This window comes from Mesorhizobium sp. B2-3-14, from assembly GCF_006442175.1.
In the GTDB taxonomy this organism is placed as follows: Bacteria; Pseudomonadota; Alphaproteobacteria; order Rhizobiales; family Rhizobiaceae; genus Mesorhizobium; species Mesorhizobium australicum.
On record NZ_VFVP01000003.1, the window covers coordinates 53,332 to 74,316 of the forward strand.

Here is a 20,985-nt window from a genome sequence, read left to right on the forward strand (position 1 = left end):
ACATGGCGCCCGAAATGGGCGGAGCGGACGCCGGGGGGAATCACTATGGCGGTAGAGACAGTGCAGCGGGCATCCGGGCGCGGCATCTGGGGGTGGATGTTCTTCGACTGGGCGGCGCAGCCGTTCTTCACGGTCGTCACCACCTTCATCTTCGGCCCCTATTTCGTTTCGCGCATGGCGGGTGATCCAACCACTGGCCAGGCCGTCTGGGGTTATGGCATCGCCGCGGCCGGGCTGGTCATCGCGGTGCTATCGCCGATCCTCGGATCGATCGCCGACCAGACTGGGCCGCGCAAGCCGTGGATCGCGTTTTTCGCGGCGATCAAGATCACCAGTCTCACCTTGCTCTGGTTCGCCGCGCCGGGTTCCAACCTGTTCCTGGTCGTGGCGCTGTTCTCGCTGGCGTCGGTGGCGGCGGAGTTCTCCACTGTCTTCAACGATTCCATGATGCCGCGGCTGGTGCCAAAGAGCGAGATCGGCCGCATCTCCAACATGGCCTGGGGCCTCGGTTATCTCGGCGGCATGATCGCACTGATCTTCGTCGTCACCTGCCTGGCCGGCTCGCCGGAGACCGGCAAGACGATCATCGGCATCACCCCGCTGTTCGGGCTCGATCCGCAACTGGGCGAGGATGCTCGCGCCACCGGGCCGCTGTCGGCGGGCTGGTATTTCCTGTTCATCCTGCCGATGTTTTTCTTTACGCCCGACGCCATCAAGGGCATCCCGATCGGGCCGGCGGTGCGCGAAGGCCTGTCGGAGCTGAAATCGACACTGGCCGAGGTGCGCAAGCGCGGCGGCATCTTCCGCTTTCTCGTCGCCCGCATGATCTACCAGGATGGCGTCAATGCCTTGCTGGCGCTGGGCGGCACCTTCGCGGCGGGCATGTTCCACTGGTCGATCACCGAGATCGGGATGTTCGGCATCATCCTCAATATCGTCGCCATCTTCGGCTGCTGGGTCGCCGCCCGCCTGGACACCGCGCTGGGCTCCAAGGCGGTGGTGATGATTTCGCTGGTCATGCTGTCCATCGCCACTATCGGCGTGGTCTCGACCGGCCCTGGGTTCACGCTGCTCGGCCTGATCCAGCTTTCGACCGCCGATTCAGGCGGCCTGTTCGGTACGGCGGCCGAAAAGGCCTACATCATGTACGGCCTGCTGATCGGCCTGGCCTTCGGGCCGGTGCAGGCCTCGTCGCGCTCCTACATGGCGCGCAGCGTGACCGCAGCCGAATCCGGTCGCTATTTCGGCATCTATGCGCTGGCCGGTCGGGCGACCAGTTTCCTGGCGCCGTTCATGGTGGCGACGATTACCGCAACCAGCGGCTCGGCCCGGCTTGGCATGGCGGCGATTATTTTGTTCCTGGCCATTGGCATGGCGATCCTGGTTCGCACACCGTATCCGGCGGATCGGCCGGAGTAGATGCTTCGATAATTCACCCCACTGGCCGCCGAGCGGCAGGTTAGTGCCTGAAATGCCTAATGCCTGTGAACACCATGGCAATGCCATGTTCGTCGGCGGCGGCGATGACATCGTCGTCGCGCATCGAACCGCCCGGCTGGATCACGGCGGTGGCACCGGCTTCGATGGCCGACAGCAGGCCGTCGGCGAAGGGGAAGAAGGCATCCGACGCGACCACCGAGCCCTTGGTCAACGGCTCGGCCATGCCTGCCGCCTCCGCCGCGTCGATCGCCTTTCGCGCGGCGATGCGCGAGGAATCGACCCGGCTCATCTGGCCGGCGCCGATGCCGACCGTGGCGCCGTCCTTGGCGTAGACGATGGCGTTCGACTTGACGTGCTTGGCGACGCGGAAGGCGAATTTGAGATCGGCCATTTCACTAGGCGTCGGCGCGCGCTTCGTCACCACCTTCAGTTCGAGGTCGTCGACCACGGCATTGTCGCGGCCTTGGACCAGCAGGCCGCCTGAAACCGACTTGACCGTCGTGCCGGCCGTGCGCGGGTCCGGCAGGCCGCTGGTGACCAGCAGGCGCAAATTCTTCTTGGCAGCTATGATTGCAGCAGCCTCGTCGGTCGCGTCGGGCGCGATGATCACCTCGGTGAAGGTTTTCACGATTTCCTCGGCCGCCTCGGCGTCAAGGGTGCGGTTCAAGGCGACGATGCCGCCGAAGGCCGAGACCGGGTCGCAGGCGAGCGCCTTGGCGTAGGCCGCTTTCAGCGATGTGCCTTCGGCTACGCCGCACGGATTGGCGTGCTTGATGATGGCGACGGCGGCCGAGCGATTGGGATCGAATTCGCCGGCCAGTTCGAAGGCGGCGTCGGTGTCGTTGATGTTGTTGTAGGATAGCTGCTTGCCCTGCAACTGCCGCGCCGTGGCGACGCCCGGCCGTTTGTCGCCATTGACGTAGAAGCCGGCGCCCTGGTGCGGGTTCTCGCCGTAGCGCATCACCTCGGCCAGCCTGCCGCCGAAAGCGCGCCAGGTTGGATGCTCGATCTCCAGCGCCTCGGCGAACCAGCCCGAGATCGCCGCATCGTAGGTAGCGGTGCGGGCGAAGGCCTTCGCCGCCAGCTTCTTGCGGAAATCCAACGACAGAGAGCCGATGTTCATCTCCAGCGCGTTGAGCACCGCGGCGTAGTCGCCGGGATCGGTGACGATGGCGACATAGGCGTGGTTCTTGGCCGAGGCGCGGATCATCGCCGGGCCGCCAATGTCGATGTTCTCGACGATCGCCGCGTAGTCGGCGCCGGAGCGGCGGACTTCCTCGAACGGGTAAAGATTGGAGACGACGAGATCGATCGGCTCGATGCCGTATTTGCGCATCGCCAATGCGTGCTCGGGGTCGTCGCGCACGCCAAGCAGCGCGCCATGCACGGACGGGTGCAGCGTCTTGACGCGGCCATCCATGATCTCGGGGAAGCCGGTGAGCTCGGAGACGTCGCGCACCGCCATGCCGGCCTCGGCGATCGCTTTTGCCGTGCCGCCGGTGGAGACCAGCTCGACGCCGGCCGCGGCCAATGCCCTGGCAAAGTCGATCAAGCCCGTCTTGTCGAAGACGGAGAGCAGCGCACGGCGGACCGGAACGAGGTCCGGGGCGGGAATGTTCTTGGCAGGAACGGCCATGGCTGGCGGCCTTTCTTGTCTGGAGGAGCGTGCCCGCGCCGTAGCACATGAGGCTCGGAAATCAAGCGTTGGCTTTTCGCGGCATGCCATTGCCGCCGCAAGCTCAATTGTTTTCGGAATAACCGGCGATCTTTGTGCGGGTCAGCTGCCAGTGGACGTCGGCAATTTCGGACGCCTTGAAGGCGAGCACGATCTGGCGGCTGCGGCGCGGACCGCCAAGACCGGCAAAATAGATCGATTCCTCAACTTCGGGCACCACTTCGCTGGAGGTGAACACCCAGGTATCGGCCTGATCGCCGGTCAGGACCAGCCGCTCCTGCTCGTCCTGCAGCAGATTGATGTCGGGGTGGATGTGAAAGCGCACGGTGATGAAATCGCGGCCATTGTTGCGGATCGCTGTGCTGCCCGGCCGCTGGAACCGGTCCCGGCCCGCCAGCACATTGCCGTCCGAGGAGAGTTTCAACTCGCGCTCATGCAGGAAGCCGAAACGCTGGAGATAGCCGTCATGACGGGCGATGAAGCCGTGGACGCCCTTCTGGTCGATGCGCTTGCACTGCACTTGCTGCGGGCCGCCGATCAGCGGTGAACCCAACTGGTCGTTTACCCGCAGCGCGTGGGTGAAACGCGCCGAAGACGTGTCGTTGATGGTGGCCGTCGAATGCGCGGCGGTGGCGCGGGCCAGCGGCCGGAACTCGGCGGCGCCGTAGGTGTCGATGCCGGCATTGACGATGTAGTGCTGGCGGCCCGACGACAGTTCAAAGGCAAGGCAGCCGGCATGCGCTGCATTGGACACGTCGACCGGTGGCGGCAGGCCGGTATCGGCTATGACGGTGGTGCCGCCCATCGCCAGCCGCTCATAGCCCGAATGCGGCGCATGCAGCAGCGGTGCGCCGGCGGTGTCGTCATGGCGCAGGATGGTGGCGATGCGGTCATGGATGGTGGCGCCCATGCCGTTGAACCGGGCGAGGCTGCCGTCCTGGTGGCGGAAGAAACGCAATGCCGGCAGCATGCGGTCGATGGCACCGATCAGCGCCTGCGGCGGCGCTTCGGCCTGGTTGGCATAGGTCTGGCGCAGCGGCAGGAGGTCGGCGAGGATTTCCAGCACCGCCATTGGATTGCGCGAGATGTGACCGCCGTCGGCAAGGATCTGGCGATTGAGTTCCCCCGCGAGGTTGCGGGTGGCGCCGCGCAGCGCCGAAGCCGGCGCCGGCAGGGACAGCGCCGCGAAGGCCAGCGCGATGCGGGCGCGCAGCCGGTCCTTGCCGTCGGGCATTTCGCGCGCCATCGACCTGAGATAGCGGATCTGCATGGCCAGCGATTTCAGGAAAGCGCGGTAGAAGGGGAACTCGGCACCCTGCAGCACGATGGAGGAGTGCTGCAGCCAGGCAATGATGCGTTTGGCGGTCGTGCCTGGCTCCCAGGCAACGCCCGAAATATGATTGCCATGCATGGCGATCCAGTCCGAAACCAGGGCACGGGCGTTGGCGGCGGCAAGCTCGGTGCCGGCGGCGCGCATATGGCGCAGCCAGCGGAAGCCATGCAGCGTTTTCTGCCAACCGTGATTGGGGACATTGATCTGGAAAGGGGATTTGCCGCCGGTCTCGACCAGGTGGCCGGACAGGGGATAACGGCCGTAGTAGATCTCGAGCGCGATCTGCGGATCGGCGAGGCGCAGGTCCGGCGGTGCGATCAGGACACGTTCGGGCGTGCGGCCCGAATAGCGCCAGCGATAGATCGGCCCGGCGCGCAGGCGCCGGCGCGTCTTGCGCCAGAACTCCTTCGCGACCAGCGTCCACAGACGCGTCGTGTTGCCGGCAGCAAGTGCCAAAACCCCTCCTGGTCGTCCTCTATCCCAAGCACAAGCTTATATGATTCAAGAACTTATGCGAAGGCGGATTTCGCCTCGGTAAGGCGCGCAACGGGGCCGTGGCCGGGTCGCCCTAAAAAAAGTCACGTCTTTTCCGGGCCATACAGCCGGTTTTCCTGCGACTTATGTCTTCTTGCGGCGGCGGCCAAACGCGCTGGGCCAGCAGTTTTCGTGGTCCAGAAAGGGCCGCGGGACGCGGAGGGCATCGCCGATACCGACCCTCGTCGCGACCGTTCGATCGAATCGGTCGCCGCCAGCAATTGCCTGGCCAACAGGATGCGCGGCTGAAACGGCATGAGCAAATGGAGGTCGGTTTCCTATCCATAGGAGCGCTCCGAATGATAAGGTACTCTCCGGCCAAGGTCGAAACGATCCAGGTGATTGAAATGTCGGTATCAACGGATGAGCAGGCATTTCCGGACACCCCGCCGGTTGCCCTCACTGCTGACGGCAAGCTGCTGTCGACAATGCCGAACAGGCTCGGATACCTTTCCGCGACCGACCCGTCCGTCGGCATTGAAGCCATCCGGCATCTTTATGCGACCCAAGGCTATGTCTGGCTGAAGGGCCTTTTGCCCCGCAGGGAAGTGATCGATTTTCGTGGCTGGGTGCTTTCCCATCTTGCCGAGAGCGGGCTTTTGGAACCCGGGACGGATCCCTCGCTCGGCATCGCTTCGGATCGTGCCATCGACCGTCAGCTCGCCGAGCGCCGGCTGATGTCGGTGGTCCGGTCAACCGGTTATGAAGGCTTTTGCGCGCAGCCGCGCCTGTCGCGCTTGATGGATGCTTTCGTGGGCGGCCTATCCTATCTGCATAAGCGCAAGATCATGCGCTTCACCTTGCCTGGAACGGCCACCGCGACGCCGGCGCATTACGATCTCGTTTACCTGCGCGGCGGCACCGACCGGGTGGTGACGACCTGGATACCGATCGGCGACACGACGATCGACATGGGCGGCCTGGTCTACCTGGAGGGATCACACGCCGTCGGCGCCGCCCTGGAGAGACAGTTCAACAAGGACAATTCCGCTCTCAGTCCGCAGGAGCGCATCAGTGCCTATAATCGCAACATGAGTGAGGGCGGCTGGGTGTCGAAGGACCTGCCCGACATGGCGGAGCGGTTCGACACGCGCTGGCTGATGGCGGATTTCGAAGCGGGCGACATCGTCCTTCACTCGCCCTACATGATCCATGCCTCGACGACCAACCAGAGCCTCGATGGGCTGATCCGGCTGTCGACGGATATCCGCTACCAGAATGTCGACGACGAAATCGATGCCCGCTGGGGCAGTCATTGGAGCCTTGATGACATGCTTTAGAGCGTTCAGCGCTCGATGGGATCGCCGCCCGCTCTAACTGTTTGTTTTGACGCAATTCCGGACGGAAAACCGTTACACGCTTTTCCTGGGATTGCTTTAGCCGGCACGCCGCATGCGGGCTGCGTAGAAGCCGTCGAGGCCGGAAATCGCGGGTGCGCCCAGCACCATGTCGGCGGGCGTGGTGCGCAGCGCGCCATCGGATGTGAGGAACGGGTCGAGACAGGCAAATTCACCCGGCCGGATCGGATCGGTGGTCACCCCCGGATTGTCGACCAGGAAGGCGCGGTAGAGTTCCTCGCCTTCCCGCGGATCGAGCGAACAATTGGAAAAGACGATCCGGCCGCCGGGCCTGACCAGCATCACGGCGCGGGCGAGCAGCCTGCGTTGCAGGTCGGCGAGTTTTTCGACGTCCGCCGCCGTCTTGGTCCACGGCACGTCGGGATGTCGCCGAACGGTACCGGTCGAGGAACATGGCGCGTCGAGAAGCACGGCGTCGAACAACTCCGCCGGCTCGTATTTGAGCAGATCGGCCTGGACGATTTCGGCGGAGAGGCCGAGGCGCGCAAGGTTCTGCGTCAACCGCGCCAGCCGGTTCTTCGAAGTGTCGACGGCGGTGACCTTGGCACCGGCGAGAATGAGCTGCGCGGTCTTGCCGCCGGGCGCGGCGCAGAGATCGGCGACGCGCAATCCGCTGACATCGCCGAACAGTCTTGCCGGCAAGCTGGCCGCCGCGTCCTGGACCCACCATGCACCCCCCGCGAAGCCCGGCAATTCGGTGACGGCGCCGGCAAGCTTCTCCACCCGAACCGTGCCCGTCGGCAGGACAATGCCGCCAAGCTTTTCGGCCCAGAGTTCGGGATCGGCCTTGACCGAGAAATCAACCGGCGCCTCGTGGCGGTGGGCAGCCAGGATCTGCCGGGCCTTTTCGGCGCCATAGGCGGCCTTCAGCTGGTCGGAAAACCATTTCGGCGCTTCGTCGGTGGCGGCAAGCGCGGCCGGAAGCTCGGATTCCTTGGCCCGCGCGAGCGTGCGCAGCACACCGTTGACCAGGCCGGAAAAGCGCTGCGTGCGAGGATCGGACTTGGCGTGGGTCACCGCGAGGTCGACGGCGGCGCTGTCGGGAATGTCGAGGAACAGGATCTGCGCCGCCGCCACATGCAGGATATGCGACAAGGCGGTCGCGTTGGGCGGCAGCGGCTTTTCCAGGCGCCGCGCCAGGAGCCCCGCTATGGTCATGCGGTAGCGCAGCGCGGTGACCAGTATGGCGCGTACCAGGCCACGGTCGCGCAGATCGAGCGCCTTGTATTGCGGATGGCCGTTCTCGTGATCGGTCAGGCCGTCGAGCGGCGTGCGGGCGTCGATGACGGCGGCCAGCAGCCGCGCCGCCGCCTTGCGCGCGGCGAGGCCGGCAACGAATTCGCCGCCGGCATTGTGATCCTGATCGCCTGAAACCGTGCGTCGAGGTGCCCTGCCCGCGCTCACGACCACCGGCCCTTGGGCCCGGTCGGATTGCGACCCCACGGATTGGATTTTGGGCTGGCTGGCCCAGTCGCCGGTTCTGGCGCGGTTGGCTTGCCCCACGGTCCGGTCATCTCCGGCTCGTCAGCCTGCGTTGACATTGGCGCTTGGCGCTGCGTGGCTGGCGGAGCGCCTTCGCCCATCCGCTGTGCCATCGCCTGCAGCGCGGCGATGCGGTTGTCGGTGCTCGGATGGGTGGAGAACAGACTGTCCATGCGCTCGCCATGCAGGGGGTTGATGATGAAGAGATGCGCCATCGCCGGATTGCGCTCGGCATCGGGATTGGGAATGCGTTCGGCCCCGCGGGCGATCTTGTCAAGCGCGGAGGCCAGCCACAGCGGGTGTCCACAGATTTCGGCGCCGCGCCGGTCGGCCTCGTACTCGCGGGTACGGCTGACCGCCATCTGCACGATCATGGCGGCGAAGGGCGCCACGATCATCGCCGCCAGCACGCCGGCAAAGCCGAACGGATTGTTGTTTTCGCGGCTGCCGCCGAGGAAAAAGGCGAAATTGCCGAGCATCGAGATGGCGCCGGCAAAGGTGGCGACGATGGTCATGGTCAGCGTGTCGCGGTGCTGGACGTGGGCGAGCTCATGCGCCATCACGGCGGCGACCTCCTCATGGGTCAGCCGCTGCAGCAGGCCGGTGGAGGCGGCGACCGCCGCGTTCTGCGGATTGCGGCCGGTGGCAAAGGCATTCGGTTGCGGATTGTCGATCAGATAGGTCCTGGGCATCGGCAGGCCGGCCTGCTTGGCCAGCGCCTGGACGATGGCGTAATATTCCGGCGCGTTTTTCTCGTCGACCTCGACGGCGCGGTTCATCGACAGCACCATCTTGTCGGCGTTCCAGTAGCTGAACAAATTGGTGCCGGCGGCAATGACCAACGCGATCATCATGCCGCCCGAACCGCCGATCAAAAAGCCGACGCCCATGAACAGCGCCGTCATGGCGGCGAGAAGCATGGCGGTGCGAATGGTATTCATCGTCTGCTCCTGTCCGGATGGTGGTGAAAAAGGGTCGATCCTCGTGAGGTCATCGCTATATGATGGGAAACGCCCGTTCCCGTTTCAATCCACTGGAAATATCGCATGAACGACGAAACCAGTAAAACGCCGCCCGGCACGGACGATGGCACGCCGCCACAGGAGCTGACGCCCGCCGCCCGCCGCGCGCTGCAGGAAGCCGAGGCAAGGCGGCAGGACTACCGCCGCAAGGAAGCAGCACTTCCGCGGGAGATCGGCGGCCGTGGCGGCAAGGAGCCCGGCCGCTATGGTGACTGGGAGGTCAAAGGCCTGACCAGTGATTTCTAGCGACTGCTCTCAAGCAGCGTTGCGCTGCGGCTCGAGCGCAACCCAGCCTCGCTCGTCGACGGTGATGCCGATTGCGTCATAACCTGATATCGTGGCGTGCTGTGTTGCCAGGGGGTGCTGGTGCGTGGCGTTGATCACCATGACCGAAGCGCCCGCCGCCTCCGCCGCCGCGATGCCGGCCGGGGCGTCCTCGAACACCAGGCAATCGCGCGCGTCGAAGCCAAGGCGTCTTGCGCCGAGCTGGAAGCAATCTGGCGCCGGCTTGCCGCGGGAAACGTCCTCCGCCGCGACGAGGACCGCGGGGACGGGAATGCCGGCGACCTTCATGCGTGCAAGCGCCAACGAGCGTGGCGCCGAGGTTACGATCGCCCAGCGCTCCGGCGGCAGGGAATTGAGGAATGCCACGGCGCCGGCGATCTGGACGATGCCGTCGAGATCGTCGGCCTCGGCCTTCAGCAGCAGATCCGCTTCGTGTCCCGGGTCGACGCCCGGAAGCGCCAGGGCGGTGATGGTCTCGATCGCCCGTACGCCGTGGATCGTCGGCAGGAAGGCCGCGACATCGAGGCCGTGGCGCCGCGCCCAATCGCCCCAGACCCGCTCCGCCGAGGCGATGGAATTGATGAGCGTGCCGTCCATATCGAAGAGGAAGGCGGCGAATTTTCTGCCAGCAAACATGATTTTCCTTGAAGTGTGGGGGAGGGGTCGAGGGAGGACGCAACCGTAACGCCAAGGCGCTGACATGGAAAGGCGCGCGAGCGCATTTTGGGGAAAGGCGCGGGAGCGCATTTGGGACGCGATCCAGGGAACCACCGTCACCTTGCAACGTTTCAAACGTACAATTCCCACCCCGCGAACCAAGGGACGATGCCCATGCTGATACGCCTCGGCTATGAGATTGCCATCGAATGCGCCGAGGCCACTCCGGTGATTTCGCTGCTCGAGATTCACAAGGACAGGCAGGCCGACATCAAGCGGCAGACGCGTGTCCTAACCTCGCCTTCGGTGCCGACCAGACTCTATCATGACCTGCACGGCAATGCCTGCCGCCGCTTCACGGCGCCGGCCGGCGGCTTTCGCATCCTTTATGACGCGGTCGTGGAGGACAGCGGCGAGACGGATGAGGTCAATACGCTGGCCCGGGAAATGCCCGTCGCCGAGCTGCCTGACGAGGTGCTGTTCTATCTCCTGGGCAGCCGCTATTGCGAGACGGATCATCTGAGTAACCTTGCCTGGCAGCTCTTCGGCCATCTTCCTTCCGGCTGGGCGCGGGTGCAGGCGATCGTCGACTATGTCCATAACCGCCTGTCCTTCGGCTACGGCTATGCCCGTTCGACCCGCACCGCCGCGCAAGCGCACGAGGAACGTGTCGGGGTGTGCCGAGACTTTGCCCATCTGGCGATCACGCTCTGCCGCTGCATGAACATTCCGGCGCGCTACGTGAACGGCTACCTCGGCGATATCGGCGTGCCGGCGGATCCCGCGCCGATGGATTTCTCGGCCTGGATGGAAGCCTTCCTGGACGGCAAGTGGTATACGTTCGACCCGCGCCACAACCGGCCGAGGACCGGTCGCGTCGTCATTGCGCGCGGCCGCGACGCCACCGACGTTCCCTTGCTGCACAGTTTCGGCCCGCACCGGCTGAGCTTGTTCAAGGTATGGACCTACGAACAGGAAGGCAGGCTGTTCAATCCACCCTATCACGGCATCGACAGGACGGTCAGCGCGCGGATGCTGGCCTAGCTGCGTTGATATTCAGGTGAGGCCGGGCTGCAAATGGCTTGGCCTGACCTGAATCTCAACACACCTGGCCGGGTTTGTGCCTCGACATGCTCCGCAATCCTGGGACAGTTGGCCCGCTTCGGCACAGAGATGCTGTGCCGCAACAAGACGTCGCCAGACACCGGACCAGCACTTCGGTCTGGGCATGGTAAGCGTCCGGTAAAGGTGCGCGCGGATACACGCTGACGTTTACCGACCGTTCACCTTCTTACCCCGTGAAAATCCAATAAAAGCAATGTTCTGCTGGTGAATTCCCGATCGCGGATCGGGTCGCCTCCCGTTCCGGCTGGAATCCTGCATTGCCCCCGATGCGGCGACGAGGCCGAGGCAAGTGGAGGCTGTTGGATGCGGAATTACGGGGGTCTTGTTCACGCGGTCGGCGGCTTCGCCAGAGACCGCAGTGGAAATTTCGCGGTCCTGTTCGGCTTTGCTGCCTCGGTCTTGGCGCTGGCCGCAGGCTTCTCGGTCAATATCACGCAGCTCTACAACGCCAGATCGAGCCTGCAGGGCGTGATCGACGCGGCAGTGACATCGACGGCACGTGACCTGACCACCGGCGCCATCAAGGAGGCCGACGCAAACAAATCCGTGCAGGCCTTTCTCGACGCCAACGGCACGGGGGGCATTCTGCACGCTGGCCAGATCGTGCTCGACAAGCTGATCGTCGACAGGACCGCCAACACGGTCCAGGCGGATGCCCACGTCGATGTCGGCCTCTATTTCCCGTTGTTCAGCACCGGTGACATGCAGCGCGTCGGCGCTTCCACCAAAGCGCTCTATTCCGACAAGCAGATAGAGGTGGCCATGATGCTCGACATAACGGGATCGATGGCCAAGCGGGGCAACGTCAACAAGATCGGCGATCTGAAAGTCGCTGCGACGAACGCCGTCAAGACGATGCTCGAGAACCAAGACCCGAAGAACCCCCGCGTCCGTGTCGCGATTGTGCCCTACGCATCTGGCGTGAACGCCGGAAAACTGGCCGAAAACGTCTATGCCGAGAAGCAAGGGAGTTCTGAACTACCACCCGTCGCCGGCAGTTCGCTTCTCTTTGCCAAGACGGGCAAAAATCTGCTGCCGTCCTTCAGCGACTACGTCTCCATTGTTGGGGCGGCCATGCCACACCCGGATAATTGCGCTACCGAGCGCAAGAATAAGAACGGCGATGCCGACTTGAGCGCCGATGGCCCAGACACGGTTCGCACAGACAGGAACGGCAAGAAATATTATGCCCTGGTAAATCGGGACGATCATCTCAGCGACCAGGGAATGAACAAGTGTCCTGACGCGCAAGTGATCCCGCTGACCGCGGATTCGGAGGCATTGCTTGATTCGATCGACGACTTCCAGGCCGATGGTTATACGGCCGGCGCGATCGCCATTCAGTGGACCTATTACATGCTGTCGCCGCAATGGCGCGCTGCGATCGAGAATGCCGGTCTCGGCAACGGCGCTTCGAACGCCGATGCGAAGAAGGTCGCCAAGGTTGCGATCCTGATGACCGATGGCCAGTTCAATACCGCCTTCGCGGGTGTTGCTGGGAGATACAACAGCCAGGGCAATCTTGCGCGCGGCAATGCTGAAACGCTGTGCGACAATATGAAAAATGACGACATCGAGATTTTCACCATCGGCTTCGACCTCAACGATAAGGATATGTCGGCAACCGAGAGGGATCAGGCAAAGGCGGTGCTAAAGGATTGTTCTTCAAAAGACGCCTCCGCCGCCGAGAGACATTATTTCGAGGTGTCCACCGGGCTGGAATTGGATAATGCCTTTCAGGAAATCATCCGCAACACCGAAAAGGTCGTACTGACCCAATAGACCGTAAAAAGGAAAAGGCCGCCGCTTCTTTCGAAGCCGGCGGCCTTCCGTGTTTCCGTCCATGGCGCGGCTCAATGGTGGTGACGCTTACGTCACCGACCGCGCATCTCGCGCCTTAACGGGAAGACTGCTTCCCGAAAGTGCAATCCGCTGAGCCCACGTTCTGGAAAACGAAATCACTCGACATCGGATCACCTCCTTTCGATTTGTTGAACACACACTCATGATGGGGTGCGTTGCAGCAAATGACAAGATGCCGGGTGGAAAAAGCGTGACGTGCTTGCGATCCGCGGCCCAAAAGGACAACATCGCATCATCGACCGCGGGGAGAGCATGGACGCCACCGAAAGAGCTGCGCGCATCGTTCGAACGGTAGTCGAGGCGGTCAAGCCCGGCTTCGCGGTCAGGCTGTGGACCGGCGAGCGGATCGGCCCCGCCACCGGCCCCGTGCTGGTCATCAACGACCACGACATTGTCTGGCAGATCGTTCGCCGACCGTCCCTGTCGACCCTTATCGAGATGTGGATATCCAAGGCCGTCGACATCGAGGACGGATCGCTGTTCGATTTCTATGCCCTGCCTTCGACGGGCAAGCTGCGGTCGAAGCTGAAGGCGTTGCCCAAACGGGCGCTTCTGCGTGACTTGCCGGCGGTGCTGTTTTCGAGAAAGCAGATGGCGTCGCGGGTCGATCTCGCGGGGCGCAACCCGTTCGTCAGCGGCTCCAGCAAGGAGGCGATCCAGCATCACTATGACATCTCGAATGCCTTTTACGGGCTCTTTCTCGACGAGCGCATGGTCTATAGCTGCGGGTATTTCCAGGATTTCGCAAACGGCATCGACGAAGCGCAGGTCGACAAGCTCGACCATATCTGCCGCAAGCTTCGGCTGAAGCCCGGCGAAAGATTGCTCGACATCGGCTGCGGCTGGGGCGCGATGCTGATCCACGCCGCGAAAAACTATGGTGTCGTCGGACACGGCGTCTCACTGTCGCAAGCCCAGACCTCACTAGCGCGCGAGCGCATTCGCGCCGAGGGTCTGGAGGACAAAATCACCATCGAGATAAAGTCCTATGCGGAGCTCACCGGCACCTTCGACAAGATATCGTCCATCGGCATGTTCGAGCATCTGGGCCTGGCAAACCATGCCGCTTATTTCTCCGCTGTCCACCGGCTGCTGAAACCGGGCGGCATCTATCTGCATCACGCCATCACCAGGCGCAGCAAGGGCGACGTCAAGAAGACCCTGCGCAAGGGGCCGGAATACAAGGCGCTGATCAAATACATTTTCCCGGGTGGCGAACTCGACACGATCGGCATGACATCAAGCAATCTCGAAGCACACGGCTTCCTCGTCTATGATGTCGAGAATTTGCGCGAGCACTATGCCCGCACCTGCAGGCTGTGGGCCGAGCGTCTGCAGGCGCGGTTCGACGAGGCGATCGCCGAGGTCGGCGAAGCCAAGGCGCGGCTGTGGCTGCTTTACCTGAGCGGCTGCTCCATCACCTTCGAACGCGCCTCGGCGCAGATATTCCAGACTGTCGCCACCAAACGCGCGCGAGGCCCGAGCGGCCTGCCACCGACGCGGGCGGATCTTTATCGATAGGCTTGGGCCGGAAGGTCAGACGAACCGCATCGGCGCGCCGGTCTCGACACGACCGGGCCGGTCGACGGTGCAGTAGACGCCGAGGTTGTGGGCGTTGTGGCGGACCAGATTGCGCAGGATGGCGGGGTCATGGTCGAAACCATCCTGGGCGATGATGGTGAAGCCGCAGCGGCGGCACGGCTCCGAGATGGTCAGGACGAGGTCGCCGATGGCGAGCTTCTTGCCGATCCATTCGGTTTCAGGAAACGAGCCGTCGACCGAGGCCATGTCGACGACGATGTTGGGACGGAAGCGGCGCGGATCGGCGACCCCCTCCGGATGGAGCGCCTCCAGCCGTGCCAGCGAGGCGGTGGTCAGGAGATGGATCGGCGCCTTGCGGTAGCGCTCCGCGGTCAGCGGCCCGGCATAGCCGGCCGCGTTCTCCCCGCGGAACGGCCGGATCGAGGCGCGGAAGCCGAGATAGGCCGACACGACGCGGTCGCATTCGGCGCCGGGGGCGGCGAGCCAGTCGCCATCGGGGACGGCGATTTCCAGTTCGCTGTCGCGGCTCAGCCGGGTGCGGATGCGCGGCACCTTGTGCCATTTCACGTCGCGATCCGGCCGGGCGATCTCATTGTCCGAGGCATCGACGAGGCCGAACAGGCGGTCGCCCTCGACGCCAACCGGTCCAACCAGGATGGTGTCCCGGCGCTCGCCGGCGAGCGAACTTGCCGGATAGCGCCACAACTGGGTGACGGTGCCCAATGCCGCGTCTTCCCGCATCAGCCCTTCTTGTTCTGCCTGTTGGCAACGAGGTCGTCGACCACGGCCGGATCGGCAAGCGTCGAGGTATCGCCGAGTGCGGAAAAGTCATCCTCGGCGATCTTGCGCAGGATGCGGCGCATGATCTTGCCCGAACGTGTCTTGGGCAGGCCGGGCGCGAACTGGATCTTGTCCGGCGTGGCGATGGCGCCAATCTCCTTGCGGACATGGGCGACAAGCTCCTTGCGCAGATCCTCGCTCGGCTGCCCGCCGGCCATCAGGGTGACGTAGCAATAGATGCCTTGGCCCTTGATATCATGGGGATAGCCGACGACGGCGGCCTCGGAAACCTTGTCATGGCTGACCAGGGCCGATTCGACCTCGGCCGTGCCCATGCGGTGGCCGGAGACGTTGATGACGTCGTCGACGCGGCCGGTGATCCAGTAGTAGCCATCGGCGTCGCGGCGGCAGCCGTCACCGGTGAAGTATTTTCCTTTGTAGGCGGAGAAATAGGTCTGCACGAAACGGTCGTGATCGCCATAGACGGTGCGCATCTGGCCGGGCCAGGAATCGGTGATGCAGAGGTTGCCGTCGGCCGCACCGTCCACCACCTTGCCCTCGCTATCGACCAGCTGCGGCTTGATGCCGAAGAAGGGCCGTGTCGCCGAACCCGCCTTGAGGTCGGTGGCGCCCGGCAGCGGCGTGATCAGGATGCCGCCAGTCTCGGTCTGCCACCATGTATCGACGATCGGGACCCTGCCGTCGCCGACGACGTTGAAATACCACTCCCAGGCTTCCGGGTTGATCGGCTCGCCGACCGAGCCCAGCACGCGCAGCGACTTGCGAGAGGTCTTCTTCACATGCGCGTCGCCGGCACCCATTAGCGCGCGCAGCGCCGTCGGCGCGGTGTAGAAGATGTTGACCTTGTGCTTGTCGATGACTTCCCAGAAGCGCGACTGAGAGGGGTAGTTCGGCACGCCCTCGAACATCAGCGTGGTGGCGCCGTTGGCGAGCGGCCCGTAGACGATGTAGCTGTGGCCGGTTACCCAGCCGACATCGGCGGTGCACCAGTAGATGTCGCCGTCATGATAGTCGAAGACATATTGGTGCGTCATCGACACATAGACGAGGTAGCCGGCGGTGGTGTGCAGCACGCCTTTCGGCTTGCCGGTCGAGCCCGACGTGTAGAGGATGAACAGCGGATCCTCCGCCTTCATCTTCTCCGGCTTGCAATCAGACTTAACCGTCGCGACTTCGTCGTGATACCAGACATCGCGTCCCGGCGCCCAGCCGATCTTGCCGCCGGTGCGGCGCACGACCACAACGGTCTTGACCTTGACATGGTGCTTGGCGGCGATGTCGATCGCCTTGTCCGTGTTTTCCTTGAGCGGGATGGGCTTGCCGCCGCGCAGACCCTCATCGGCGGTGATGACGAAGGTCGATTCGCAATCGACGATGCGACCGGCCAAGGCGTCCGGCGAAAAGCCGCCGAAGACGACCGAATGGATAGCGCCGATACGCGTGCAGGCCAGCATCGCATAAGCCGCCTCCGGGATCATCGGCATGTAGATGGTGACGCGGTCGCCTTTCTTGACGCCGTGCTTCTTCATCACATTGGCGAGCCGGCAGACGTGCCCGTAGAGTTCGTTGTAGGTGATTTTCTTGTCGTCGTAGGGGTTGTCGCCTTCCCAGATGATGGCGGTCTGGTCGCCGCGCTTCTTGAGGTGGCGGTCGATGCAATTGTACGAGACATTGGTCTGGCCATCCTCGAACCACTTGATCGAGACCTTGCCGTCGAAGGAGGTGTTCTTGACCTTGGAGAAGGGCTTGAACCAATCGATGCGCTTGCCGTGCTTGCCCCAGAACTTGTCCGGGTTCTTCACGCTGTCGGCATACCATTTGAGGTAGGTGTCATTGTCGATCAGGGCGTTCTTCTTCCACGCCGGCTGGACGCGATGGACATGAACCTCGGACATTTCTTGGCTTTCCTCCCGAACAGTCCGCCGGCTTGAAACGCCCGCGGGATCGCGGCGACGCAGCCGCGAATTCGGCGGCATTATTACCAGTTCCGTCGCGACGGCAACATTAGACGTTGGATTCGCGCGGCGGGATGCCGCAGGGGCGCTTTCCGGAACTGTCAGCACTCGACGTGGTTCGCTGCTAACCGCATGTTTTTACCCGAGAAGTTCCCTTTGAGACCAACAAAATCAATAGACAGTTAAGTACCGGCGCGCACAATTGGCAGCTGGGAGGAAAGGAGAATCAACCAGGGGACCGCCCAAGGGGACCATAATGCACGACCATCTTGAAATGGACCTGATGCTCAAAGGCTACGGCCTGACCACGGCCAAGATTCTTTATCATTTCCCCGACCACCCGCATCTCCTGCAGAGCTTCGTCTGGCAGGACTACGACATCGCTCCGAGGTTTCCGGTGCTGATCCGGTTCATCGAATTCTGGAAAGCCAAGCTCGACGGGCCACTGCATTCGGTGGTCTACACGCACCAGAAGCTGATCGCGCCGAATGAATGGCGCAAGGTGGATGGGGAGTTCGTGCTGCATTGAGCGGTGATACAGCTGATCTCCCCCGCAAGGGGGGAGATTGGCAGCTTCAACGCCAGCGCGGCTCAAACCGCCGGCGGGTTTAGCCGGGCGAAGCCCTCCTGGCGGCGATAGGGGAAGTACGGGTAGGGCGCGGTGACTTCGCTTGCGGCATCGAGTTTCTTCACCTGCTCCGGCGTCAGCGTCCAGCCGACGGCGCCGAGGTTCTGGCGCAGCTGCTGCTCATTGCGGGCACCGATGATAACGGAGGAAACGGTCGGGCGCCGCAGCAGCCAGTTGATGGCGATCTGCGGAACCGTCTTGCCGGTTTCCTGCGCCACCGCGTCGAGCTCATCCATGACCCGATAGAGATGCTCGTCCCCGACCGGCGGCCCGAAATCAGCCGTCTCGTGCAGCCTGCTCTTTTCCGGCAGAGGCTGGCCACGGCGGATCTTGCCGGTCAGGCGGCCCCAGCCGAGCGGGCTCCACACCAGCGCGCCGACGCCTTGGTCGAGGCCGAGCGGCATCAGCTCCCATTCGTAGTCGCGGCCGAGCAGCGAATAGTAGACCTGATGCGCGGCGTAGCGGGGATAGCCGTGCTTCTCCGCCAAGCCGAGCGACTTCATCACCTGCCAGCCGGAGAAGTTGGAGGCGCCGACATAGCGCAGCTTGCCGGAGCGAACGAGGTCATCCAGCGTCGACAGCACTTCCTCAATCGGCGTGCCGGCATCGAAGGCGTGCAGTTGCAGCAGGTCGATATAGTCGGTGCCGAGGCGCTTCAGCGCGGCGTCGACCGACTTGATCAACCGCGAGCGCGAGGAGCCGTAGTCGCCCGGCCCGTCGCCCATCGGCAGCGCTGTCTTGGTCGAGATTAGTACCGCATCGCGACGGCCCTTGATCGCTTCGCCGAGCACCTCCTCCGAGGCGCCGTTCGAATAGACGTCCGCCGTGTCGAACAGGTTGACGCCGGCCTCGAGACAGATGTCGATCAGCCGCCGCGCTTCCTGCGCGTCGCTGTTGCCCCAGGCGCCGAACAGCGGGCCGGAGCCGCCGAAGGTGCCCGCGCCGAATGAAAGCGCCGGGACTTTCAGGCCCGATGCGCCGAGACGTCGATAGTCCATTTTCTTGCTCCTGGTGGTTTGTGAAGAGGTCGAGAGGATTCGGGTGTCGGCTGGCGTCACGACCGGACGGAGACAGGCGCACCTGATGTGGTGCCACCATCAAGGTGCAGCGCCAGTCCAGCCACGGTGAGCGCCGCGAGCGGCAGCAGGGCGGCGACCCAGGTGAGCGAACCCAGTCCAAGGCCATGGGAGATGACCGCGCCGCCGAGCCAGGCGCCGGCCGCATTGCCGAGATTGAAGGCGGCGATGTTGAACGATGAGGCCAGGCTCTGGCCGGCGCCTTGCGCCTTTTCCAGCACCCACATCTGCAGCGGCGCCACTGTGGCGAAGGCGGCGGCGCCGAGCAGGCCGACATAGATCACGGCCATGACCTGGCTGTGGATGGCGAAGCTCATCGTGGCAAGCACCAGCGCCAGCACCACAAGGCTGCCGAGCACCGCCGGCACCAGCCAGCGATCGGCGACCTTGCCGCCGGCGAGATTGCCGGCGATGAGGCCGCCGCCAAAGACGAGCAGGATCGGCGATACGGCGGCTTCGCTGAAGCCACTGATCTCGGTGAGCAACGGAGCGATGTAGGTGAAGACGGCGAAGACGCCGGCATAGCCAAGCACCGTGGTGGCGAGGCCGAGCAGGACAGGCGTGCGGCGCAGCACGGCGAGATCGGCGCGCAGATCGCTCTTCTCGGGCGCTGCCTGGCCGCGCGGCACCAGGGCCAGGATGACGGCGAAGGCCGCGAGGCCGACGGCGGTCACCGCCCAGAAGGTCGCACGCCAGCCAAAGGCCTGGCCGAGCCAGGTGCCGAAGGGCACGCCTAGGATGTTGGCGATGGTCAGGCCGGTGAACATCAGCGCGATCGCCGAAGCCTTCCTGTTGGGCGCGACCAGACCAGTGGCGACGACCGAGCCGACGCCAAAGAAGGTGCCGTGGGCGAAGGCGGTGATGATGCGGGCACCCATCAGCGTCCAGTAATCGGGCGCCAGCGCACAGGCGAGGTTGCCAATCGTGAAGATCGCCATCAGCGCCAGCAGCACGGTTTTGCGCGGCCAGTTGCCCGTGGCAATGGTCAACAAGGGTGCACCGATGACGACACCGAGCGCATAGGCAGAGATCAATTGGCCGGCGGCGGAGATCGACACGCCGAGGTCTTTGCTGACATCGATAAGCAGGCCCATGATGACGAATTCGGTAACACCGATGCCAAACGCACCGGCGGCGAGGGCATAAAGAGCAAGAGGCATGGCGATGGTCCCATCTGTCGGCGAAGGACGCTCAGTCCGCGCCCCGGCCCTGAAGATCATGATCCGCGATGTTGTGAACCAGACTTGCCCAAGGCATACTTCTTGTGAAATAGATTCACAGATGGCCAGGCCCGACATCAACCGTTCCGGCGAGATCGAAGTCTTCGTGCGCGTCGTCGAGGCGGGTAGTTTTTCGGCCGCGGCGCGGCGGCTGCGGATGACGCCATCGGCGGTGAGCAAGCTGATAGCACGGCTCGAAACCCGGCTTGGGGCGCGGCTTGTCAGCCGCTCGACGCGCAAGCTCCAGCTCACGCCGGAAGGGACGGCGTTCTACGACAGCGGCGTGCGCGTGCTCGCCGACATGGATAAGGCCGAGCGTGAAGCGGCGGCAGGAGCCGCGCCGCGCGGCAGGCTGAGAGTTAACAGCTACGTGCCGTTCGGCCAACACCGGCTGATGGAACTGCTGCCGCGCTTTCTGGAGCGCTATCCCGAAATTTTCGTCGAGGCTGTGCTGACCGACAGCGTGATCGACCTGCTGGAAGAGCGGGCCGATGTCGCGATCCGCGCCGGGCCGCTGCGCGAATCGAGGCTGGTGGCGCGCAAGCTCGGTCAAAGCCGAATGGTGGTGGTCGCGGCACCTTCATATCTCGAAGCACATGGCACGCCGCGCACGCTGTCCGATCTCGGGCGTCACAACATGCTCGCCTTCAGTTTCGCGCGGCATATCGACGGCTGGCCTTTTATCGATACGGCAGGCGCGCCGGTGATCACCCCGGTTGTCGGAAACCTGGCATTGACCGATGGCGAGGCGATGCGCCAAACGACCGTCGCCGGGGCCGGCATTGCCCGACTGGCGCGCTGGCATGTCGAGCCCGACATCGCCGCCGGCAGGCTGGTGCCGCTGCTGGAAGATTTCAACCCCGGCGACGAAGAGCCGACGCATGCCGTCTATGTCGGCCAGGGCAAACACCTGCCGGCACGTGTGCGGGCCTTTCTCGACTTTCTTGCCGAGACCGTTCGGCTGTAATCAACGCCGCGCGTCGATGAGA

General features: G+C 63.9%; 17 protein-coding genes. 8 read left to right on the plus strand and 9 right to left on the minus strand.

Annotated features, from left to right (window positions below):
• Positions 1 to 45 precede the first annotated feature (45 nt).
• On the plus strand, positions 46 to 1,419 hold the full coding sequence (locus FJ950_RS09090; RefSeq protein WP_140616558.1) for an MFS transporter: 1,374 nt from the start codon (positions 46 to 48) through the stop codon (positions 1,417 to 1,419).
• Positions 1,420 to 1,459: 40 nt separating this feature from the next.
• Here the strand turns inward: FJ950_RS09090 and purH are convergent, their stop codons facing one another.
• The gene (purH, locus tag FJ950_RS09095) at positions 1,460 to 3,076 is read right to left on the minus strand and encodes a bifunctional phosphoribosylaminoimidazolecarboxamide formyltransferase/IMP cyclohydrolase (RefSeq protein WP_140616559.1); all 1,617 of its coding nucleotides are present in this window, start codon (positions 3,074 to 3,076) and stop codon (positions 1,460 to 1,462) included.
• 103 nt (positions 3,077 to 3,179) lie between these two features.
• Entirely contained in the window at positions 3,180 to 4,904 is a 1,725-nt protein-coding gene (locus FJ950_RS09100; protein WP_140616560.1) for a heparinase II/III family protein, read from the minus strand.
• Positions 4,905 to 5,329: 425 nt separating this feature from the next.
• On the opposite strand from FJ950_RS09100, the gene FJ950_RS09105 reads away from it, so the two are divergent.
• Positions 5,330 to 6,262, plus strand: coding sequence for a phytanoyl-CoA dioxygenase family protein (locus FJ950_RS09105; RefSeq protein ID WP_140616884.1), 933 nt, complete (start codon positions 5,330 to 5,332; stop codon positions 6,260 to 6,262).
• A gap of 96 nt (positions 6,263 to 6,358) precedes the next feature.
• Here FJ950_RS09105 and FJ950_RS09110 read toward each other — a convergent pair whose 3' ends face one another.
• Positions 6,359 to 7,750 carry an RsmB/NOP family class I SAM-dependent RNA methyltransferase gene (locus tag FJ950_RS09110; protein WP_181171135.1) on the minus strand — a complete coding sequence of 464 codons (1,392 nt, stop codon included), beginning with the start codon at positions 7,748 to 7,750 and terminating at the stop codon, positions 6,359 to 6,361.
• On the minus strand, positions 7,741 to 8,763 hold the full coding sequence (gene htpX, locus FJ950_RS09115; RefSeq protein ID WP_140616562.1) for a zinc metalloprotease HtpX: 1,023 nt from the start codon (positions 8,761 to 8,763) through the stop codon (positions 7,741 to 7,743). Before htpX ends, FJ950_RS09110 begins: the two co-directional genes overlap by 10 nt.
• Positions 8,764 to 8,868: 105 nt before the next feature.
• Here htpX and FJ950_RS09120 point away from each other — a divergent pair, with 105 nt between their 5' ends.
• The gene (locus FJ950_RS09120; protein WP_140616563.1) at positions 8,869 to 9,090 is read left to right on the plus strand and encodes a DUF1674 domain-containing protein; all 222 of its coding nucleotides are present in this window, start codon (positions 8,869 to 8,871) and stop codon (positions 9,088 to 9,090) included.
• 9 nt (positions 9,091 to 9,099) lie between these two features.
• On the opposite strand, the gene FJ950_RS09125 is transcribed toward FJ950_RS09120, so the two are convergent.
• Positions 9,100 to 9,765 (minus strand): HAD-IA family hydrolase, encoded by a 666-nt coding sequence (locus FJ950_RS09125; protein WP_140616564.1) that lies wholly within the window; start codon positions 9,763 to 9,765, stop codon positions 9,100 to 9,102.
• Between the two features lie 195 nt (positions 9,766 to 9,960).
• On the opposite strand from FJ950_RS09125, the gene FJ950_RS09130 reads away from it, so the two are divergent.
• From FJ950_RS09130 to FJ950_RS09140, 3 genes are all read left to right on the plus strand, one after another.
• Entirely contained in the window at positions 9,961 to 10,830 is an 870-nt protein-coding gene (locus tag FJ950_RS09130; protein WP_015315150.1) for a transglutaminase family protein, read from the plus strand.
• A 384-nt stretch (positions 10,831 to 11,214) separates the two neighbouring features.
• Complete coding sequence (locus FJ950_RS09135; RefSeq protein ID WP_140616565.1) at positions 11,215 to 12,693, plus strand: TadE/TadG family type IV pilus assembly protein; 1,479 nt, start codon at positions 11,215 to 11,217, stop codon at positions 12,691 to 12,693.
• A 333-nt stretch (positions 12,694 to 13,026) separates the two neighbouring features.
• The gene (locus FJ950_RS09140) at positions 13,027 to 14,295 is read left to right on the plus strand and encodes a cyclopropane-fatty-acyl-phospholipid synthase family protein (RefSeq protein WP_140616566.1); all 1,269 of its coding nucleotides are present in this window, start codon (positions 13,027 to 13,029) and stop codon (positions 14,293 to 14,295) included.
• A 15-nt stretch (positions 14,296 to 14,310) separates the two neighbouring features.
• Here FJ950_RS09140 and FJ950_RS09145 read toward each other — a convergent pair whose 3' ends face one another.
• Both FJ950_RS09145 and acs read right to left on the minus strand, forming a co-directional pair.
• Positions 14,311 to 15,057 carry an MOSC domain-containing protein gene (locus FJ950_RS09145; RefSeq protein WP_140616567.1) on the minus strand — a complete coding sequence of 249 codons (747 nt, stop codon included), beginning with the start codon at positions 15,055 to 15,057 and terminating at the stop codon, positions 14,311 to 14,313.
• Entirely contained in the window at positions 15,057 to 17,012 is a 1,956-nt protein-coding gene (gene acs / locus FJ950_RS09150; RefSeq protein WP_015315154.1) for an acetate--CoA ligase, read from the minus strand. Before acs ends, FJ950_RS09145 begins: the two co-directional genes overlap by 1 nt.
• A 316-nt stretch (positions 17,013 to 17,328) precedes the next feature.
• Between acs and FJ950_RS09155 the strand changes: the two genes are divergently transcribed.
• Complete coding sequence (locus FJ950_RS09155; RefSeq protein WP_140616568.1) at positions 17,329 to 17,601, plus strand: aspartate-semialdehyde dehydrogenase; 273 nt, start codon at positions 17,329 to 17,331, stop codon at positions 17,599 to 17,601.
• Between the two features lie 62 nt (positions 17,602 to 17,663).
• Here FJ950_RS09155 and FJ950_RS09160 read toward each other — a convergent pair whose 3' ends face one another.
• Both FJ950_RS09160 and FJ950_RS09165 read right to left on the minus strand, forming a co-directional pair.
• Positions 17,664 to 18,698 (minus strand): aldo/keto reductase, encoded by a 1,035-nt coding sequence (locus FJ950_RS09160; protein WP_140616569.1) that lies wholly within the window; start codon positions 18,696 to 18,698, stop codon positions 17,664 to 17,666.
• Between the two features lie 56 nt (positions 18,699 to 18,754).
• Complete coding sequence (locus FJ950_RS09165; RefSeq protein ID WP_140616570.1) at positions 18,755 to 19,936, minus strand: MFS transporter; 1,182 nt, start codon at positions 19,934 to 19,936, stop codon at positions 18,755 to 18,757.
• Positions 19,937 to 20,057: 121 nt separating this feature from the next.
• Here FJ950_RS09165 and FJ950_RS09170 point away from each other — a divergent pair, with 121 nt between their 5' ends.
• The gene (locus tag FJ950_RS09170) at positions 20,058 to 20,963 is read left to right on the plus strand and encodes a LysR family transcriptional regulator (RefSeq protein ID WP_140616571.1); all 906 of its coding nucleotides are present in this window, start codon (positions 20,058 to 20,060) and stop codon (positions 20,961 to 20,963) included.
• Positions 20,964 to 20,985 lie beyond the last annotated feature (22 nt).

Bases quoted from the DNA above. Each gene is read 5' to 3' on its own strand.
- FJ950_RS09090 (WP_140616558.1), top strand. From the start codon at position 46: ATGGCGGTAGAGACAGTGCAGCGGGCATCCGGGCGCGGCATCTGGGGG.
- purH (WP_140616559.1), bottom strand. From the start codon at position 3,076: ATGGCCGTTCCTGCCAAGAACATTCCCGCCCCGGACCTCGTTCCGGTC.
- FJ950_RS09105 (WP_140616884.1), top strand. From the start codon at position 5,330: ATGTCGGTATCAACGGATGAGCAGGCATTTCCGGACACCCCGCCGGTT.
- htpX (WP_140616562.1), bottom strand. From the start codon at position 8,763: ATGAATACCATTCGCACCGCCATGCTTCTCGCCGCCATGACGGCGCTG.
- FJ950_RS09120 (WP_140616563.1), top strand. From the start codon at position 8,869: ATGAACGACGAAACCAGTAAAACGCCGCCCGGCACGGACGATGGCACG.
- FJ950_RS09125 (WP_140616564.1), bottom strand. From the start codon at position 9,765: ATGTTTGCTGGCAGAAAATTCGCCGCCTTCCTCTTCGATATGGACGGC.
- FJ950_RS09130 (WP_015315150.1), top strand. From the start codon at position 9,961: ATGCTGATACGCCTCGGCTATGAGATTGCCATCGAATGCGCCGAGGCC.
- FJ950_RS09135 (WP_140616565.1), top strand. From the start codon at position 11,215: ATGCGGAATTACGGGGGTCTTGTTCACGCGGTCGGCGGCTTCGCCAGA.
- FJ950_RS09140 (WP_140616566.1), top strand. From the start codon at position 13,027: ATGGACGCCACCGAAAGAGCTGCGCGCATCGTTCGAACGGTAGTCGAG.
- FJ950_RS09145 (WP_140616567.1), bottom strand. From the start codon at position 15,057: ATGCGGGAAGACGCGGCATTGGGCACCGTCACCCAGTTGTGGCGCTAT.
- acs (WP_015315154.1), bottom strand. From the start codon at position 17,012: ATGTCCGAGGTTCATGTCCATCGCGTCCAGCCGGCGTGGAAGAAGAAC.
- FJ950_RS09155 (WP_140616568.1), top strand. From the start codon at position 17,329: ATGCACGACCATCTTGAAATGGACCTGATGCTCAAAGGCTACGGCCTG.
- FJ950_RS09160 (WP_140616569.1), bottom strand. From the start codon at position 18,698: ATGGACTATCGACGTCTCGGCGCATCGGGCCTGAAAGTCCCGGCGCTT.
- FJ950_RS09165 (WP_140616570.1), bottom strand. From the start codon at position 19,936: ATGCCTCTTGCTCTTTATGCCCTCGCCGCCGGTGCGTTTGGCATCGGT.
- FJ950_RS09170 (WP_140616571.1), top strand. From the start codon at position 20,058: ATGGCCAGGCCCGACATCAACCGTTCCGGCGAGATCGAAGTCTTCGTG.